Annotated in this window: 11 protein-coding genes and 1 pseudogene; 9 read left to right on the top strand and 3 right to left on the bottom strand. The window is 63.4% G+C overall.

Annotation, left to right across the window (positions count from 1 at the left end; all coding sequences use genetic code 11):
- The first annotated feature begins 26 nt into the window (after window positions 1–26).
- From TSH64_RS28625 to TSH64_RS36455, 5 genes and pseudogenes are all read left to right on the top strand, one after another.
- The gene (locus tag TSH64_RS28625; protein ID WP_109450299.1) at window positions 27–740 is read left to right on the top strand and encodes a sugar phosphate nucleotidyltransferase; all 714 of its coding nucleotides are present in this window, start codon (window positions 27–29) and stop codon (window positions 738–740) included.
- Window positions 741–802: 62 nt separating this feature from the next.
- On the top strand, window positions 803–1,795 hold the full coding sequence (locus TSH64_RS28620; RefSeq protein ID WP_109450297.1) for an NAD-dependent epimerase/dehydratase family protein: 993 nt from the start codon (window positions 803–805) through the stop codon (window positions 1,793–1,795).
- A 25-nt stretch (window positions 1,796–1,820) separates the two neighbouring features.
- Window positions 1,821–2,546: a glycosyltransferase gene (locus TSH64_RS28615; RefSeq protein WP_158285425.1), complete on the top strand. Its 726-nt coding sequence runs from the start codon at window positions 1,821–1,823 to the stop codon at window positions 2,544–2,546.
- A gap of 74 nt (window positions 2,547–2,620) precedes the next feature.
- A complete protein-coding gene (locus TSH64_RS28610) occupies window positions 2,621–6,415 on the top strand; it encodes a glycosyltransferase (protein ID WP_158285424.1) in 3,795 nt (1,264 codons plus the stop codon).
- 170 nt (window positions 6,416–6,585) lie between these two features.
- A pseudogene (locus tag TSH64_RS36455) lies at window positions 6,586–6,838 on the top strand (IS6 family transposase); the annotation flags it as partial.
- A 70-nt stretch (window positions 6,839–6,908) separates the two neighbouring features.
- Here TSH64_RS36455 and TSH64_RS28600 read toward each other — a convergent pair.
- The 3 genes from TSH64_RS28600 to TSH64_RS28590 are packed head-to-tail and all read right to left on the bottom strand — an operon-like array spanning window position 6,909 to window position 12,187.
- A complete protein-coding gene (locus TSH64_RS28600) occupies window positions 6,909–8,576 on the bottom strand; it encodes a tetratricopeptide repeat protein (RefSeq protein ID WP_158285423.1) in 1,668 nt (555 codons plus the stop codon).
- 31 nt (window positions 8,577–8,607) lie between these two features.
- Window positions 8,608–9,933: an HlyD family type I secretion periplasmic adaptor subunit gene (locus tag TSH64_RS28595; protein ID WP_109450289.1), complete on the bottom strand. Its 1,326-nt coding sequence runs from the start codon at window positions 9,931–9,933 to the stop codon at window positions 8,608–8,610.
- Entirely contained in the window at window positions 9,926–12,187 is a 2,262-nt protein-coding gene (locus tag TSH64_RS28590) for a peptidase domain-containing ABC transporter (RefSeq protein WP_247873201.1), read from the bottom strand. Before TSH64_RS28590 ends, TSH64_RS28595 begins: the two co-directional genes overlap by 8 nt.
- Window positions 12,188–12,685: 498 nt before the next feature.
- Here TSH64_RS28590 and TSH64_RS28585 point away from each other — a divergent pair, with 498 nt between their 5' ends.
- Genes TSH64_RS28585 through TSH64_RS28570 form a run of 4 tightly spaced genes read left to right on the top strand, consistent with a single transcriptional unit; the run spans window position 12,686 to window position 19,343 of the window.
- Window positions 12,686–13,108, top strand: coding sequence for a hypothetical protein (locus TSH64_RS28585; protein ID WP_109450287.1), 423 nt, complete (start codon window positions 12,686–12,688; stop codon window positions 13,106–13,108).
- A 1-nt stretch (window position 13,109) separates the two neighbouring features.
- The gene (locus TSH64_RS28580; protein WP_158285422.1) at window positions 13,110–14,405 is read left to right on the top strand and encodes a glycosyltransferase; all 1,296 of its coding nucleotides are present in this window, start codon (window positions 13,110–13,112) and stop codon (window positions 14,403–14,405) included.
- Window positions 14,402–16,963, top strand: a complete 2,562-nt coding sequence (locus TSH64_RS28575; RefSeq protein WP_109450282.1) for a hypothetical protein — start codon at window positions 14,402–14,404, stop codon at window positions 16,961–16,963. The genes TSH64_RS28580 and TSH64_RS28575 overlap by 4 nt, the downstream gene beginning before the upstream one ends.
- A 31-nt stretch (window positions 16,964–16,994) precedes the next feature.
- Window positions 16,995–19,343, top strand: a complete 2,349-nt coding sequence (locus TSH64_RS28570) for a glycosyltransferase family A protein (protein WP_109450280.1) — start codon at window positions 16,995–16,997, stop codon at window positions 19,341–19,343.
- The last annotated feature ends 24 nt before the right edge of the window (window positions 19,344–19,367 follow it).

Raw genomic sequence — 19,367 nt, 5'->3', positions numbered from 1 at the left:
ACAATTAGCGGTACAGTGAGACATCGATGCATGCAGTCATCCTAGCGGGCGGGCGGGGAACGCGGCTGGCTCCCTACACCACGATTCTGCCGAAGCCGCTCATGCCGGTCGGCCAGATGCCCATCCTGGAACTTATTCTCCGGCAACTGCGTTCCCACGGATTCAGCGACGTAACGCTCGCGGTCGGCTATCTGCGCCACCTCATCAGAGCTTATTTCGGTGACGGAGAGCGGCTGGGACTCGACCTCGTTTACAGCGAGGAAACCGAGGCGCTCGGCACAGCCGGACCGCTTGCAAACATTCTGAACACCCTACCGGAAACGTTCCTGGTGATGAACGGCGATGTGCTGAGCGACATCAGCTACATCGATCTTTTCAACTGCCACCTGCGGGTGGGCGCGGCGGCCTCGATCGCCACCTTCGAACGTGAAACCAAAGTCGATTTCGGCGTCCTGCTGACCGATGAAAATGACAGGCTCGTCGAGTATCAGGAGAAGCCCGTCTACCATCATCGCATCAGCATGGGCATCTACATTCTCCAGCGCGAGAAGATCCGTCCGCTGCTGATCTCAGGCCATTATCTGGACATGCCGGATCTCGTGCGCGCCCTTGCGGAGCGGGGTGAGATCGTCCATTGCTACAAGGCCAACGGAATGTGGCTCGACATCGGTCGGCCGGACGATTACGAGTCTGCCCAGACATTGGCCGAGCAATGGACCGTCGACACCGCCGCGCGCTGATGCCGCCCGCCTGCCCCACACTTCTGGGATTTTCCCGTTCCATATCGCTTCGGATGTGACGGATGCGTTTGATCGTAACCGGTGCGCACGGTTTTATCGGGACATGGGCGACGGCGGAACTCCGGCGCCGCGGCCATGAGGTTCTGACGGTTGGCATCAACACTCCGAGCCGTATGCCCCGACCGGAGGCGCGCTATGACGGCATCCTGTCCATAGACCGGCCAGGGGAGGATTTTGCCGTCCTATTGGCGGACTGGCGGCCGGACGGCATCCTTCATCTGGCCGGCACCGTTGATGCCTCCAAACCGGAAAAGTTGTTCGCACTCAATGCCGGCTATGCGGCTATTCTGCTCGAGGCGCTGGCCCGGTCGGAATTTCGCCGGTGCCCGCTCGTCCTGGTCGGCAGCGCGGCCGAGTATGGGCCCTTGCCGAACAGCCTCGTCCCCCTGGATGAGACGGCGCCCACAGAGCCCCGCAGCCTTTACGGCATCAGCAAGCTGGCACAGAGCCGGATCGGGCTTGCCGCCGCCAGATGTGGGCAGCCCGTGGTGGTAGCGCGCCCGTTCAATGTAATTGGCGCCGGAATGCCAAGTATGTTGAGCCTGCCCAGCTTTGCCCAGCGGATCGCGGCGGCGGACACGATGGGACGGCCGCTGCCGGCCGGCAACCTGAACGCGGTTCGCGATTTCATCTCCGTCCAAAGCACGGCCGAGGCCCTGGCGACCCTACTGGAATGCCCGGGCATCCATGGCCGTGTCGTCAATCTTTGCGGTGGACGGCCCTACCGGATCGGTGACGTGGTCGACCGCATGATCCACCTGAGCGGCAAAGCGGTCAACGCCGACATCTCGAACAGTTGCGACGGCATGACCGACATCGCTTACGGCGATCCAAGTCTCGCCGCCTCGCTGACCGGATGGCGGGCTCCGCCGCTGCGCGACGCCGACCTTCTGGCGGTGATGCGTGAGCACGGATGCCCGCTTGGCAACGGCGAGGAGGATGCCCCGGTGCCGGTGCTGCAGTCCAGCGCCATTCCCTTCCAGCCGACGCCCTGAAACCACGCGAGCCGAAGGCAGCCGAATGTTTCCTTCCGCCATTCACGATCACCATCTCAGCATCGTGGTCTGCGCCAGCCGCGAGGGCAACCTGCTGCACCGCACATTGGCAACCCTGTCCGATGCCATGGCCGATGCGACGCTGGGCGGTTTCCGGTGCGAATTGCTGATCGCCCTGCACAGGGCGGACGAACGGACGGCAGCCCTAGCCCATGACCGCAGAGACACGACAGCCAGGGTGATCGATCTCGGCGCCGTCGACCGGACCGAAGCCCGGAACGCCGCCGTGCAGGCCGCCACCGGTTACTCAATCGCCTGGCTGGATGCGGGCGATGTCTGCTCGAGCGGCTGGCTCCGCGCCGCCGCAGAACGAACGATCCACGACGACCGGGGCATCGTGTGGCATCCCGAGCACTGCGTCCTGCTGGCGGAGAGCTTCGCGGTGACGGCCTGCCACGACCGTGTGGACGCCAGCCGGGAGCCGGCGACCTATTTCTGGGCGCCGCCCTATCCTTATGCGATGATCGCCCCGCGCGGCCTCCATCTGCAGTTCCCCTTCCGCCCTCATGACTTGGTCAACGGCTATCTTGGGGGCGACTGGCTGTGGATGAGCGAGACCATCCGCGCCGACGTGCCACATCTGACCATTCCACGCAGCATGGTCGCTCTTATCCCCGACGCGCCTCCGGACCGCATCAATTTCGGGCCGCCGCCGGAGGGAATGCGCCTGGGTCCGGTGCGGCGGGACTGAAGCCGCGTCGCGGAAGCAATGACAACGACGCCGCACGTCTTGCAATGGGCGGCACAGCGGGTGCAACAGGATCGATGATGCGTGTCCCTTCCTTTTTCGGCTTTGGGCATTTGAAGACGGCGTTCCTTGCGAGCAAGGCAGCTCCCTATCTCTACGCCGCCGTCCCCCATGCCGCCTCCTCGGGCACGATGCGGCGCCTGTGGTCGCTGGAACACCGTTACGGCTTGGTAGGAGCGCCGGCGCCGGCGGATTACCGCAGCCTGCAGGACCGGAATGCCGGGATGCAGCCCTGGACCAGCATCGTCGGAGGCGAGCCGCACCGCTTCGTCGAACGATGCGAGGGAGGGGTGCGCTTCGCCTTCGTTCGCAATCCCTATCAGCGCCTGCTGTCCGCTTATCGCGCACACATCGCAACCGATACCGTCGTCGGCCGCGCTTTCCGCAGGATTGCCGGACGGGCGGCGACGGAAGAGATCGGATTCGACCTTTTCGTCGCACTGCTGGAAGCCATGCCCGAGCACAAGCGCTTCCCGGCCTTCGCGCCGCAGTCGGACTGGCTGCTCACCGACGACATTCCCTATCACCTGATCGGCGCGATCGAGCGTTACGACGCCGACTATGCGGCAATCACCGCCCGCATCTCCGCCCCTGACGCGGCGGATCACACGGTGCGCTACGGATTCGATGCGGGTTTCTCCTGCCCGACACCGACACGGGACGCCATCCTGCGCCTTTATGGCGGGGATTTTTCGGTGTTCGGCTACGATACCGATCCGGCGGCCATCGGCAGGCCGCCCCACGCCTCTGTCGAACGGCACAAAAGCGGCTCACTGTATTTCAAACCCTTCTGGTTCCTGGTAGATAGCCGGATCCAGCTTATGATGGGAAACCGGAGCGTCGCCGTTCTTCAGATCGAGAACGTGATCGAGAATGGCGAAGCCGGCCAAGCCGGACGGATGCCAGCTCTGCGGCTGGACCTGGCGCGGATCCATCTGGAAGCCGGAAGCATTGAGGCGGCGGCGGCGCTGCTGGAGCCGGTTTCCCGCGGCACGGAGCGCAGCAGCCTGCTTGCCGACATCCATCTGCGCCGTCACGCTCCGGAAGACGCATTGGCGGCCCTCAGGGACGGGATGGAACACGGCGTCCAGGACGCGTCCTATCTGCATGAGTTGGGGCGGCTCAGCGTCATGCATCATGATGTCGACCCGGTCCTGCATGCCGGACGCGCCATCGTCGCCACCACGCCACCTGGCAGCACGCGCAACTGGTTGCTCGACGCACTGGTGGACAGCCTCACCCATGCGAACGCCACCAAGTTCGCGCTGGCCGTTCTCGACGAGTTGGAGGGCGTCGAAGACGGCGGTTACGACATCGCCGGTAAATTGGCGGGACTGAACAAGCCGCGCAGCTGGCTGTCGGTCCAGCCCCCCGCTTCCGCAGGCAGCCCGCCCCGCCGGGTGGTCGCAGACGGCGAATTGCGGCGGCTGGCCGAGGAAACCGCGACGGCCATGGAAACTTTGCGCCGCGACCTGCTGCGCAAGGTTCTGGAGACCTATCCCCATCTGTTCGACGCCGACCATTACAGCCGCCGCTGTGCCGACCTCCCGAGAAGCGGCCTGTCGGCGGTCGAGCATTACATCAGGATCGGCAGCCGCCGGCCGGACGGCGAGGCCAACCGCTATTTCAACAACGGCTTCTACACCCATCATATGGCCCGCACCGACATGGGCCACCTGGACCCGCTGGTCCATTACGTCCTGGACGGCGCACCGAACGGCATCGATCCCGGACCGCATTTCGAGAGCGACCGTTTCTTGCGGCAGCGGCCAGACCTGCAGGGAAGCACAGCCAATCCGCTGAACGAATTCCTCGCGCAGGACGCCGACAGCCGAGGCTATTTCGGCGCGCTGCCCGAGCATGTCCTGACCGGCATGAAGGCGCTGTCTCTGTACGACAGAGCGCTGTTTCCCCAGGACTGGCTGATCGGCCAGGACACCGCCCCACCCGCTTTCCTCATCGCGGCCAAGCGGCAGGGAGAGGTCTACGGACGCCTCGACCGGGATCTTCCCGACGGCTTCACCCATCTCGTGCTGGTGCCATGGGTCGCCCATCCGGGCGGGGCCGACCGCGTCAGCACCCATGTCCTGCGTCTGCTCGCCGAAGAGCTGGGTCCGCGAAAGGTGGTCGCCATCGGCACGGACCGTCCGGGCCAGGACGGTTTCCCGCTGCCTGCCGGTGTGACGATCCTCTCGCTCATGGATTATGACGCCACGCTCACGGTGACCGAGCGCGTTGAGATCATCGAGCGCCTGATCGTGGAGCGGCGGCCGAAGGTCACCTTCGTCCAGAATTCGGATGTTGCCTGGACGCTGCTGGCGGAACGCGCCGAGCGCCTGCGTTCCGTAACCGCGCTGTATGCCTTCCTGTTCGGAGCGGGCTTCAGCGAGGATGCCGGCCCGGTCGGCTTCCACAACCGGCTCGGAAAATGCCTGGACGCCATGACCGCGCTGATCACCGACAACACGCGCTTTCCCGGCCTGCTGCCGAGACTGCTGCCGATGCTGCCGGCGGATGCGGCCAAAATCCACACGATCTTTACCCCCCGCTCCACCGACCTGGACCTGCACGCCCCCAACCCGAGAAGACGGCTGCGGCGGGCTCTGTGGATGAGCCGCTTCTCCAGCGAAAAGCGCATGGACGTTCTCGGACGGATCGCCGCCGCAACGCCGGACCGCGAATACGCGGTCTATGGTGCGCAGAACCCATTTCTGCCGCCAGTCGACATCGACTTCCTGCGGGAGCTTCCGAATGTCACGGTCCATGGATATTTCCGTGACCTGACGGCCGTCGCGTTCCAGAACTGCGACGCCTTCGTCTACACCTCCGATGCCGACGGTCTACCGCTTGCGCTGATCGAGGCGACAGCCATGGGATTGCCGATCATCGCCCCGGACGTCGGCGGGATCTCGGACATGATCACATCCGATACCGGCTGGCTTGTCTCGGGCCCAGACGCCGTCGACGAATATGTGGCCGCCCTGCGCGAGATCGAAGCCAAGCCCGATCTGGTGCGCCTGAAAGTCTCGACGGCACAGGATCTGCTGATGACGCGCCACAGCTGGTCCGCCTTCAGGGACGCCTACCGGCGTGTCCCCGGATTGCTTCCCTCACAGCACATGCCCGCCCAGAGCACCATGTCCCCCAGGATCACAGCCGTCAGTCTGGGCGAGGATTGCCAGAGCACCTTCCAGATCAGGCGCTATCTGAAGGAACATGTTCCCGTTCCAAGTGGCTGGATCGATACCGCGTCGGAGAGCGCACCCCAGGGCTTCATTCCCTTTCCGCTGGATTGGCTGATAACCCCCCTGCAGTCCCTGCTGCAGGCGATCGACAGCGATTTCAGCGGCTTCCTGCTTCGCGACAATCTCGAATTCGTGGACGTTGAACCGGCACCCTATATCCTCGACAAAGGATACGGGACCATTTTCTATCATTTTTTTGACAGAAATGAGAACTTCCTGAAAGATTATGAAATAGTTGCCGCGAAGTTCGAAAAATCTCTAAAGAACTGGCGGGAAACCCTGCACAGTGGAAAGAAAATCGTCTTTGTCCGGCAAACCCGCTACTCCGGCCACGGCGCCAGGGAGATCGCATCCACCATCGAACGCGCATTTCCCGGTTTGACCTTCGTACTGCTCGTCGCCTCGGAACTGATCGACGAGAACAGCGTGGAAGGCAACATCGTGTACCGCAGCATACCGCTGATTCCTGGTAACTGGCAGGGGTACAATGGTTTGTGGGATGAGGCTCTCGATTTCTGCTGGCATCTTCTGGGGGAAAACGGATCGCGGGTCACTGCCGCAGCCTGACGCAGGAAAAGGCTCTGTTGCAAAGTTGACAGGCCGGCGGCGGAATGGCTGGATGTTAAATAGAACCAAGCGGTGTCGGACTTGAAGGGACATCACCCCGAAGGTGAGATCATGCTCTGCGCTGCGCGCTGGTACCAGCGATATGGCATCGGCTGCCACGATCTCGCGCAGAGGCCGACCACCGCGAGCTGAAGCAGTTGATCCGCCCGGCACGGGGCCTCATCAAGACCCTGAAAACGGCCACTGCGACGATCAAGGGATTTTGCGGTGATGCGGGCCCTTAGCAAAGGCCAAGAAGCGTCCAGCGTCAAATTCACCCATGACATGAAAGGCGAAGCGCGCCTTGTCGGACGCGCCTTCAACGTCGGCCTCTGCATGCTGGCCGAAGTCGTGCAGTTCATCGGCCCGCAGCTCGAACTCTAGGCCTTTAGCATCGGCAGGGATGCCGGTGACCATCATCTCTCGCCTACAGCGGGATTTTTGACAGAGCCTCCTATGGCACGTCCTTGTCGATTTCACGCATAACCTCAATGGCACGAGGTTCGCCGGCCTCGACAGCCTTGCTCAACAGTTCGCGGGCGCGACCCGGATTGCATGGAGAGCCCCAAATTCCTGCGTGCAACTCGCCCAATGCGGTGACCGCTGCGATCTCGCCTGCCCCCGCTCCCGCCGTCAACCAACGTTCAGCTTCGGCGAAATCCTGCTCGACACCCAACCCCTGCATGAGGAAGCGGCCAAGATTGATCTGCGCACCCACGACCCCCTGCTCCGCAGCCATGCGGGCCCAGCGGACCGCTTCGCCATAATCCTGCTCCACCCCTGCGTCGCCGGTGGCGTAGATGGCGCTCAACCAGAGTTGGGACGCGGCGTTGCCAGCCGTCGCGGCGTCGCGGTGAGCCGCCACCGCCGCCGCGAAATCGACCTTGCCGCCATAGCCGGCCAAGTGGAGCTGTCCGATGTTGTGCAGGGCATGGTCGTCCCCCTGGTCGGCCGCCTTTGTGAACCATTCCATGGCGCGTTCTAAGGAGGATTCACCGCCGATCCCCTCGGCGTAAAAACGCCCGATCGTCAGTTGGGCTTGCCGGTCTCCCTGTTGTGCGGCCCGCTCCATCCAAACCCGGCTCTCCTGCGGGTCGACCGGCAGCCCCCGGCCCGAGAGATAGAGCTGTCCCAGGATGTTCTGGGCGTTGCGATGTCCGGCTTCCGCCGCCGCGCGATACCAATTCGCCGCTTCGTACAGGTTGGGTTCGAATTCCTCCGTCCCCTGCGTGTGCAAGTCTCCGAGAAGGGTCATGGCTTCGCCGTCGCCTTGCAGCGCGGCGCGGCGTAGCCAAGTCTCGCCATTCTGGATGTGCTTCACCACGGACAGGCCGTGCAATAGCAGCAATCCAAAATGTCGCTGGGCGGCGGCACTGCCGAGCAGCGCTCCCTTCTCGTAGCAGGCCGCGGCTTCGGCGAGCGAGGCTTCCCGACCAAACCCATGTGCCCACAGCTGGCCAAGATAAAACCAAGCGGTGGCAACGTCCTGCCGGGCCGCGCGTTCGAACCAGTCGAAGGCTTGCCCGTAATCCGCCATTCCCAGGTAGCCGCCGGCCAGCAGCGTCCCAAGCCCAAGCTGACCTTGAGGATTGCCGGCTTCCGCAGCTTTGCGGTACCAGCGTTCCGCTTCGAGGTAATCGATTCTCTCGCCAAAGGCATAGTGGCTGCCGGCCAGCGCCTGGGCGGTGGGAAGTCCCTGTTCGGCAGCGGCGAGTGCCCAGCGGAGCGAGGCTTCCGGATCCGCCTTGACCTCCAGACCGGCAGGGAACAGGGCAAGCATGGCGGGATCCCGGTCACTCATGCCGGGAGGGCGGATGCAACCGTTGGCGTGGATGATCGCCAGCCTTTCCTGAGCCTGCGCATGCCCGCTTCCAGCGGCCCTGCTGTACCAGCTCAGGGCGTCGATCGCGCTACCCACCACGCCCTTGCCCTGTTCGTAAAGCAGACCTATGCGATACTGCGCCTCCGCGTTTCCTTCTTTTGCCGCGGCGAGCCAGCAGGTCAGGGCACCCTTCACGTCGCCCTTCTCGTACCGTTTGAGTCCGCTTGCGACTTGGCGCGCCAGTGCGCCCGACCGCAGAAGGCCGACAGTTCCCTTGGCGATTTCCAGGACGCCCTTCATCGAACGGTCTCGCTCCATGATCCCTTCCCGGTCACGGCTCACGCATTCCTTCGGAGATGCTGACGATGGCCTTTTCGACGAGGTAGGACAGGATGGTGCGCGAGCCGACCACGATGTCGGTGGTAAGGGGCATACCAGGGACAAGGCGGAAATCGGACGGCACATTGTGCAGTTTGATGTCCGTCAATTCGATGCGGGCCCGGTAGAACGGCTTGCCCGATCCCACCCCGTCGCGCCGGGTAAAGGAATCCTCGCTGATGGTGCGGACGATCCCCCGGCCCATGCCATGTTCGACGTATTTGTAGGCGTCGAACTTGAGCTGCACGATGTCGCCCGCCTTGACGAAGCCCTGGTCGGCGGCATCGATCTCCGCCTCGACCTCCAAGGCGGTGTTCAGCGGGACGAGCGTCATGATCTTTTCGGCCGTCTGAATGACCGAGCCGACGGAAAGCGGCGCAACATCCAGCACGACGGCATCCTCGACGGCCCGCATCTCCACCAGATCGTGACGCTTGACCGCCTTGGCGTACTCCTCGCTAACGCGGTCGTGCTCGACACGCTTCGCGACAAGCTCCTGCATGATGCGCGAGCGCCACTGCTGGACATATACCTCCTGCTCCGACTGCAGCGCCTCCAGTTCGTGCCTGGCGGACTGGATGGCGCTCTCGCTGGCTGCCATGTTGCGGGAGGCCTCGACCCGAGCGTCACTGGCGAGGAGCGAGTTCAGGCGGCTGCCGGTCTTATTCTCCTCCAGGGTGCGCCGCATGCTTTCGATGTCGCTGATAAGGCGCAGGCGCGTTTTGTAATGGTCGGCGTCATCGCGGCTGCGGGCGAGGGTCGCACGCGCGGCATCCTGTTTCTGGCTGAAATTCACCATGCTGGACGCGTATTCGGTCTTTCGAGCCTTCCAGATCGCGGCCTGGAGCATGCTGTCCGCGTCGCCCGGTCGCTCCACGTAGGTCTTGCCGTCCAGTTCCATCTGGAGCCGCTCGATCTCCGCAGCAAGACTGTCGCGCTGGCGTTCGAAGCGCGCCACATCGGCGGCGGAGAAGGTTGGATCGAGCGACGCCAGCATGTCTCCCTTCCTCACGATCTGGCCTTCGCGCACCAGCGTGCTGCGAACGATGGAGGTTTCCAGTGGCTGGATGACAATCGTCGGGCTTTGCGAGACGACTTGGCCACGCGCGCTGACCACCCGTTCCAGTCGGGCAACGCTGGCAAGTCCCACGGCGACGATGACGAGGGTGGCCAGCAGCCACACGGTCAGACGGGCGGCCAGCGGATCGGCGGCACCGGTCAGCTCCGCGGTTTCCGACTGAAAGTCGTTGATCGTCTGTTCGGAATGGGACTTAGCCATTGATCGCCGTCACGGAATGATTTGCCACATGCATCGAGGGATCGGCGGCCAGATGCCGGTTCTGCTGGAACCAGAGATGGCGGTAGATGTCGCAACGGCCCATCAGTTCCTGGTGCGCGCCGCTGTCGTAGAGGCGACCACGTTCGAGAACGACGATCTTGTCGCAGTCGACCAGCGACGCGAGACGATGCGAAATGACGATGACCGTTCGTCCGCGTGCGATCCGCTTGAGGTTGTTGTTGATGATCGCTTCGCTGTCGGGGTCGAGCGCGCTGGTTGCCTCGTCGAAGATCAGGACCGACGGCTTGCCGAGCAGAGCCCGCGCGATGGCGATGCGCTGGCGCTGGCCGCCGGACAGGTTCGTCCCGCCTTCCTCGATGGGCGTCTCGTAGCCTTGGGGAAGACGGTCGATGAACTCCTCCGCCCCGCTCAGTCTGGCGGCTTCCGTGACCTCCTCGAAGGAAGCGTTCGGCCGGGTCACCAGAATGTTCTCCCTGATCGTCCCGCGGAACAGGAAATTGTCCTGAAGCACGACGCCGAGGTTCGAGCGGAGATGATGCAGGTCGAACTGGCGCAGATCGATACCGTTGATCTTGATCAGCCCTTCGTAGGACTGATGTAGACCCTGGAGAAGGCGGGTGACGGTGGTCTTGCCCGAGCCGCTCCGCCCCATGATGCCAACCAGCGTGCCGGCTTCGATGTCCAGCGAAATGCCGTCGAGCGCGAAGGTCACCGCTCCCGGATAGCGGAAGCGGACGTCGGACAGGCTGAGCGTCCCGTTGATGACCGGGCGCACCCCGTTCTTCACGGACTGCTCCGGCGGAATGTTGACGACCGATGCCACCTGGGCGATCGCCGAACGGATTTCCTCGGTGTGCTGGATCATGGCGGAAATCTGGACGAGGGGCGCGGTGGCGCGGCCCGACAGCATGGTAAAGGCGATCAGCGTGCCGGCGAACATCTCCACCTGCTGGGTAATCGCCATATAGGAACCCGTCATCAGAACGCCGGCATAGATCAGCTTCTCCAGCGGCTGGAGAATGGTCTGCGGCTGGTTGCCGAAAAGCATGAAAGCCGTCTTTGCGCGCACGGCCTCGGCGACGCGGACATCCCATCCCATCTGCTTGCGGTTTTCCAGCGCCAGCGACTTCACGGTCCGCATTCCGTGAAGCACCTCGATCATGAAACTGCCCTTCTCCACCTCGGCCGCGATCACGCGCTGCTGGAGGCGCCCGAGCGGGCGCATGTAGGCGAGCACGATCACACACATCACAAGCCCAATGCCCAGCACCATGAAAGTCAGGGTGCTGTTCAGCAGGAACATTGCCGGTATGATCGCCAGCAGAGTTAGCATGTCCAGCATCATCCCGAACATCTGTTCGGTGAGGAACTGCCGCACCCGCCAGATCTCGTTCAGCTTGTAGCTGATCGTTCCGGCAGGCGTCTGCTCGAAGAAGTCCAGCGGCAGCCGGACCATGCGGTTGAATATGTAGGTGTTGATCCGCGCATCCACCCGTGCCGTGCCCGTCACCACCAGATAGCGGCGCAGATAGCCGAAGACCGTGTCGAACAGGATGACGAAGAGAACCCCGACGACCAGCACATAGAGGGTCGAGAGCCGCTGGTAAACCAAGACCCGGTCAACGATGATCAGGTAGGTGAAGGGCGGAACGATCGCGAACAGGCTCATGATGAGGGCGGCGATGCCGACATCGCGGAAGATCCGCCGTTCGCGGGCGACCTGCTGGAGAAGCCAGGGGAAGCCGAACGGCTTTTCGTCGATGCTCGGCTTATGGCGGCGCTTGATGAAGATGGCCTGCCCGTCCCAGGCGGCGGCCAACCGGATCTCGTCGATGGCCAGACAGGATTCGTCGGACTGGTTGGCAGGACGCAGCAGGGCGACGTCGGCTTGGCCCTTTTCTCCCGGCCGATAGCCGACCAGCACCATGGCCGCGCCGTTGCGCAATTGCAGGATGATCGGGAGCGATTGGCCAAGTTGCGAAAGTTGCCGCCAGGACAATCGCGTGGAACGCGCCACCAAGCCGTTCTCATCCGCAATCTTCATGAGTGTGCGTATCGGAGTTTCCCGGCCATCGAGCCCATAGTCTCGGATGATCTGATCGACTGCGATATGCACGCCGTGTGACTGCGCAACCTTTTGCAATGCAGACAACGTCGAACACTGTCCGTCGCTTTCTGCTTTTCCGGACAATGTCTCATTTGATGTTTGGTCAAGCATCAGGTACGCCATCATGAAACGTGTTCGGCGGCGATCCTACCGGAGACCCATGAGAGGTGGCAAGCTGGTCGCGTCCCAACGGATGTACGGTCCGGCAGAAGTCACCTTTTGGTGATTTTTGTTTCATCCCGTTTCTGCAACATAAAAGCCCTATGGTTGATACTGGTGACGCGCTGGGAACTGACGTTTCATTGCAGAGAATCTACTTGACCGTGACTATGGGATTTGGCCGAAATTTCTTCATGCTGCGACTCGCTGGGAATCGTATCGGGACGCCTGCGGACGCTGCCAGCGGCTTTCGACATCGACGAAACTCTGCCTTTCGATTTCGACCGTTGCCGAGACGCAACTTGACGATGATTTTCTTTAGGAGGCGCGCTCGAAAATTGGCTGGTCTGGCTTTCACCGGTACGCTATCCAATCGGCCCAAGCTGCCAAAAGGCTTCAGCCGCGGCTTTTCGCGATTTCGCATCCTGCCGATCCACCCCGCCGCCCCCTGCCACCGGACTGGTCATGACGAAAATTCTGGCACTCGACGGTTCGGAATCCATCCATGGGCGCGGTTTCCTCGTCGTTTCCAGTCTTTACTGGTGTGTCGAGGCCCTTGAGGGCATTGATGTCCGCATTCTGGACGTCACCAGTCGTGACGTGCAGTTGGCTTTGGACGTGTTCCAATGGGATACGGGCGTCAGGTTGACTGTGCGGCCCGATGCCGAAGGACTGGAGGACGCCGCGCTCTATGGCGGGATAGCTTTCCGGTCGGCGGCGCATCTCCGGCTGTCAGAAGCGGCAAGGCACGATGTGCCGACGCTGGTCGCCATCCAGTTCCCGGCTCCGGAATGGATGAGCGCGCCGATTCTTGCTTTGGGCAACGCCGCCTTCGATCCGAAGCTTTTCGGTGAACGGCTCCGCGATGCCGTCCGCTCCTGGGGATAGAATGCCTGCCAATCCGACAAATCGCGCAAAGACGGCGCAGCCGGTGGTCCTGGTCGTGGGCATGTTCAACAGCGTCCACACGGCGCGCTGGCTCGACATGGTCCGTGGACGTGGCATGAGGTTCGTCCTGCTCCCCGTCATCAACGCCGCACCCTGCCGCGAGCTTGTCGGCCTGCCCGAGGTGCGGAGCCGGAGCGAACTGGACGCGCTGCCGGAGAATCAGGTCGCTGTGTTCCCGCTCGCGGCTGTAGAGCCGGCCAGGGTGGCCGGTCTGGACGCCTATCTGGGCTATTCGCCCTGGCTGCCGAGTTTCCTGGACAGCGGCGAGTTGCTCGCTAGGCCGGCCCATGTGGCTCAGGCCATCGCCTCCCTGCGGCCCAGCATCGTCCACGCGCTGGAAACTCAATTCGCCGGCTATCTCTGCATGGAGGTCAAGCGCTTCCTGGGTGCTGCCATGCCAACCTGGATGCTCTCCAGTTGGGGAAGCGATTTCTACCTCTATCGCAAGGTACCCGACCAGATCGACCGGCTTCGCGAAATTGCCGGATCGGTGGATGCATACATGGCGGACGGCGAGCGCGATGTGACCCTGTTCCGGGAGTTCGGATTCAAGGGCATGACATTTCCGGCGATGCCGGCGTCGGGCGGGGTGAACATTGACGCATTGCCCAGGCTTGAAAACCTGGCCCCCCCGTCTCAGCGTCGGGAAATCATGGTCAAGGGCCTGCATGGCTGGTCCGGTCGCGCGCTGAACATCCTCAATGCGATTCACCTTGCGGCGCCGGAATTGCGGGGATTTTCAATCAGCCTGTTGAATGCGCCTGCGGTGGTGGCCGAGACCGCGCGGACGCTCGGCGAATGGGACGATCTCCGGATCGCGTGTCTTCCCTCGCTCCCGACCTACCGCGACGTGATCATGCGGATGGGCCGTGCACGCACGATCATCGGGTTGGGAATTTCCGACGGCACCCCCACCGTCATGCTGGAGGCAATGAGTGTCGGGGCCTTTCCCATTCAGAGCGACACGTCGGCGGCGACGGAGTGGCTTGTCTCCGGGGAAACCGGCTTCATCGTCTCGCCCCATGACATCGTCGGGCTGGCGGAACGCATCGTCCGTGCCGCGACCGACGACGCCCTGGTGGACGGCTGCGTCGAACGGAACCGCCGGCTCGTCGAGGAGCGCTGGAACCAGGAGACGAATGCGGTCCTCGCCGCGAATGCCTACCGTGCGGTGTTGGTCGCCTTCTGCGATCGGACGGTGACCGGCTCGCATGACGACATGGGAGGCTTTCCATGAAACGGCACGGCATCGCAATGATGGTGTTGGGCAACGGCGATGCAGCCGCCGCGGCATCAACCATCCAGAGCCTGTTGTTGCAGCGGAGGGTGGACATCGAGTCCGTTCTGCTGCTGGCCATGGCGGGCGAGAAGGCGAGACCGGCCAGCCTGCCGGACGGCTTCGGCGACAGCGTCCACTGGGTCGCGGCGGAGGATCGCGAGCCGGCGGGCCGGACCATGGCGCGGGCGTTGGCGCTGACGGACTGCCGCTGGGTCGGCTGGCTGCGGGCGGGCGACAGTCTCGACCCGCTGGCGCTGTTTTACCTTCTCGAGACGCAGGCCCAGCAGGCTTCCCCGGCGCTGAGCCTATGCGCCCAGGTGCCGGATGATGGCGATGCGGCCGACAGCGGCGGTTCCGATGCCGACGTGCAGTCACTCCTTGGACGCATTCTGGGAGGCCGGGCGCAGTCGGGAGGTCTCTTGGTTCCACACGCAGAAATCCAGTTGGCCGGTGGATTCCGGTCCGATTGCCTTCTGCCGGAGGTTGACATGCTGGCGCGGCTGTCGCGGCGGCTGACGGTCCGCCATGTGCCCGCAGCCGGATACCGCCCCGTCCCTCCCTCCGTCCCCCCCGCGGCGGAGCCGCGTTTGTGGCGGGAGGACCGCGAAAGGATTGCCGCCGCATGGCTCGCACAATCCGATGACAAGGCCCCGCGCTCTGAGCGCGCAGCGCTGATCGAGCTTCAGCGCAGCTTCCAGCCGTCGCCGTCGCCGGATCTGTCGGCGCTGCTCGCATGGCGGATGAGCCGTCTGATCGAACCGGGGGAACTGACCGTCGCCATCCTCGGGCCGTCTGACATTGCTGCGTCGGAACTTGGGGTGCCGGGCGCGCGGATGATCCGCGGAGTGGCATCGACGGTCGATCTGATGGCCGGCTTGGCCTCCTGCGACTCTCCATATGTCGTTGCGGTCGAATCGGGCGCCCCCCCGGCGGTTCCCACCCTTGCCGGCCAACTGCTCCAGCAACTGGCGCTGCGCAGCGTCGCCTGCTTCCCGCCTGCGTCACTGGACCATCTGACTGCCTCGACCGCCCTCGTCGTTGGCACACTGTTCCGCCGCGACGCCCTCACCCGTGACGTTCTCGGGCATTTGCAGCGGGGCGAAGGTGCCTTCTGGTACGCGTTGCAGCGCAGAGGCGTTCTGACTGTCGGTCCATGTCAGTCCGCGGCCGAGCGGGCAGGAGATGGCTTGACACCGAGAGGCCTGCTGCGGGAGGCCAAGACACTCGTCGATGAGGATTGGTACGCGCAGGAGTATCCCGACCGATTGCGCTCCGATATCGATCCGGCAGCACATTATCTCAGCTTCGGATGGAAGGAGGGGCTTAACCCTAACCCATGGTTCCTGACAGCCTGGTACTCTGCGGCCAACCAATTGGAAGGTGGGGACCGCTGCCCGCTTCTGCATTTCATCGAGAACGGAGCCGGAGAGGGGCGACAGCCTCACCCTCACTTCGATCTGGTCTGGTACGCAAGCCGGTATCTGGCTTCGAAGCCAGACCATCGAGCCCTGCGGCATTTCCTGGACATCGGCCGTTACAGTGGCGCTGCTCCGGAGCCGTTGATGAACGACCCATGGGTACGGCGTACGATTCAGCGCTTGCCGAACCTCCGCCGCAGCGCGGAGGAATTTGGCCGCCTGCGCGAAGCGCGAATCAGACAGGTTGCTGAAACTGCCAAGACGCTGGTGGATCGGGATTGGTACCTTGCCCAGTATCCGGATGTGGTCCAGGCGGGAGTGGATCCCTTCTGGCACTACTTGTCCCATGGCTGGAAGGAGAACCGCTCGCCTGGTCCCTGGTTCTCTGCTCACTGGTATCGCGACACCGCCATGGGTGGTCAGCTTCGGGACGTTTCGCCGTTAGAGCATTTCATCGTCGACGGAGCCACTGCCGGACTTCGCCCGACGCCCGAATTCGATACCGTTTGGTATTCGCAACGGTATCTCGGTCTGCGCCACCCCAGCGCCGAGGCCTTACGCCATTTCGTGACATCCGGTCTGGCCGAAGGGCTGGTCCCCGACCCGGCTCTCGACGGGGCGGGGTTGCGCTCGGTGCTTCGGGAAACACCGGCAAGCGAGCGCGCGGCGCTGATCCGGCGGCTGTGGGCGTTGCGTAACTCCGGCAGGAGCCATGCACCCGTTATTGGTATCGATATGGTCGAGGACTGGGCGTTGCTTCTGCTGCGCCGCAAGCCGCCTGCCACCCAAGCTGTGCTGCTGCTTGCTCCGGACGCCAGTGATGCGGTGGCGCGTGCACGCGATGCGGCGCGGGCGCTCCCGTTGCATGAGACGGCACTGTTCATGGTGATGCGTGCCGCCGACCGGATCGAGTTTCGCGACCGGATGGAGGAAAATGCCGTTTCGGTGACGATGACACTGGACGACGCATTCCACCTCGTGCGCGCCATGAATTGTACGCGCGTCGCCGCCATCGATCCCGGCCTGCTCGCGGGTCCAGCCGGTGCCGCTCTCGTCTCCGCCCGCCTGACGCCCGTCATCAACGAAAACGGCGCCTGATGGCCCGTCCCTGCTCCCGGACCCTGCCACGATGAACGCCGAACCTCTCGTCTCGATCATCATTCCCGTCTACAACGGCGCCCGCTTCCTGGGCGAAGCGATCGACAGTGCGTTGGCGCAGACCTACGGCAACATCGAGATCATCGTTGTTGACGATGGGTCTGACGATAAGGGGGCGACGCGCGCCGTCGCTATGGGGTATGGGACGCGGATACGCTACGTCCAGAAACCCAACGGGGGCGTGTCGACCGCGCTGAACCTCGGCATCGCATTGATGCGGGGGTCTTTTTTCAGCTGGCTCAGCCATGACGACATCTATCTGCCGGACCGGATCGCATCGCAGATCGCCGTCTGGCGCCGCTTCGGCCGGCCCTGCGTGGTGGTAAGCGACTGGACCCTTATGGAGGAGAACGGCACGCCCCGTCCCGATGTTCTGCCCGACCTCTCGCATCTCGACATGACGGCGCGCCCCTTCGAGGCCTTCTTCCACGGCGCCTTCAACGGCTGCGCCATGCTGATCCCCCGTTCGGTGCTGTCGGATAACAGTTTCGATCCCGGTTTGCCGCGGACCCAGGATAATTTCCTGTGGTTCAAGTTGCTCGGTGTCATTCCATTTGTCCGTTGCAAGGGAATCGGCGTCAGCAACCGGATGCATCCGGGGCAGGGGTCGCGGGACGATGTGATGCTGGACGAGGCGGGGATGTGCTTCGTCCACGCGCTGGACAGGCTGACTCAGGAGACAGTGTTCGCCTATGGCGGTTCTGAGCCTGCCTATTTCTGGAAGTCGATGGAAACGTTGCCCGATTATCCCGGCATCTTTCCCTATGTCCGGCACCGGGTCGACGGTGCGCTGCAACGGCACCCCTTCACTCTCGCATTGATCTGTGCCGCTCCGGCCTCGGACCTTGCCCGGCAATTGGCTCGGTTGGATGCCCGACGGATCCGGCCGCAGCAGGTTCTGGTTATCGACCTTGGCATCACAGGTGAGCGCGGGCTGGTCGAACGGATGCTCGCGCCGTGGTCCGACTCCACCGTCGCGGCACCGGTCTCTCCGACACTCTCCGGATTTCTGGAAACCATCGCGTCCTTAGCCTGCAACGGGATCGTCATAACCGCCACAACCGTTCCTGAAGAGGATCAGATCGCCGAGGCTCTGAAGGCCCTTCTGTGCACCGACGCCAGGGTGGCTCGTCCTCGGGAGCGGAAGCTTGCGGCTTTGTCCATCGACCGCCACGCATTCCGGCGCGATGCCGACGGATCGCTGGCCGGACTTGTCGAGATGGTCGGTTCCGTCCCCGTGAAAACCGGATTGGTTGAGTACCCGTTACAGGAACCGGAAAGAAGCCCGCCTCCCCGTCGCGCACTTCTGCCTCCGCATGGCTGGGATTTTACGTGGGAAGTCGACCAACTCTCCTTGCTCGACAAATGGCGGGACCGGATGGCTGCGGACCGACCCGCCATCCTGCTGATCACACGCATGGACAGCACCATCGCCCTCTCGTACCTGATGCGGTGGATCGAGTCGGCCGGACGTGACCCGAACAAGCTGGTGGCCGTGATCGAAAGCGGGGATGCGCCAGCGCTATCGCTGTTCCCGGCGGCTGACAAAGGGGTTTTGCGCCTGCGTTTTCCGCTTCCGGACTCATTCGCCGGCTTGCAGCAGGCCCTGCTTCGCGTCGGCGTGTCCGTCATCCAGGCTCATGACGTGCGGGGCGTTGAAGCCCTTGTGCCCATCCTCGCAGGGCAATTACGCGTTTCTTTCGACATGGTGGTGGCCGACCATTCGATGGTTCCGGTCGACGAAGCAATCCATCGATCACGGCGTATCTTGACCCCCTCGCCGGCTCTGGCCACCCTGCTGCGCGGCCGCTTCCCAGGAACCCCGGTCCAGTGCGAGCCGCTTACCCAGCGCTATCCCCTGGAACACAGGAGCGTACAGCCTTTCGTTCATCGAGCCGGAGACCCCCTGCGAGTGCTCCTGATCGGCGATGCGGGCCAAGCGGAAGGGAGCGGGGTGATTGCCGAGGTGGTGGACATCGTCAACCGGCGCAGCCTGCCTATCGAGTTTCATGCGCTGGGCGATATCGCCGGCTTATCCGGCAGCGGTCCGCTTCATTGCCATCCAGCCGTGGATGGCGGCGGGGCCTGGAGCGCGATTGGAGGCATCGCACCCCATCTGGCATGGCTCCCCTACCGAGAACAGAGGGATTGGCTGTGGGAGTTGGACATTGCCATGTGGTGCATGCTGCCGGTCTGTGGGTCGGCCATCGACGCCATGGTGGAGCGCTGTACGGGGCGACGGGACACGTGGCTTTATGCGCCCGATGCATCCGCAGAATTCTGGGTCACTGTTCTGCTGCGCCGGCACGCGGAACGGTGATATGAGGCGCTCCGTTGCAAAGTT

The organism is Azospirillum sp. TSH64, from assembly GCF_003116035.1.
Classification (GTDB): domain Bacteria; phylum Pseudomonadota; class Alphaproteobacteria; order Azospirillales; family Azospirillaceae; genus Azospirillum.
The sequence above is the reverse complement of the archived record's forward strand: the minus strand, read 5'-3'. Positions and strand labels throughout refer to the sequence as shown.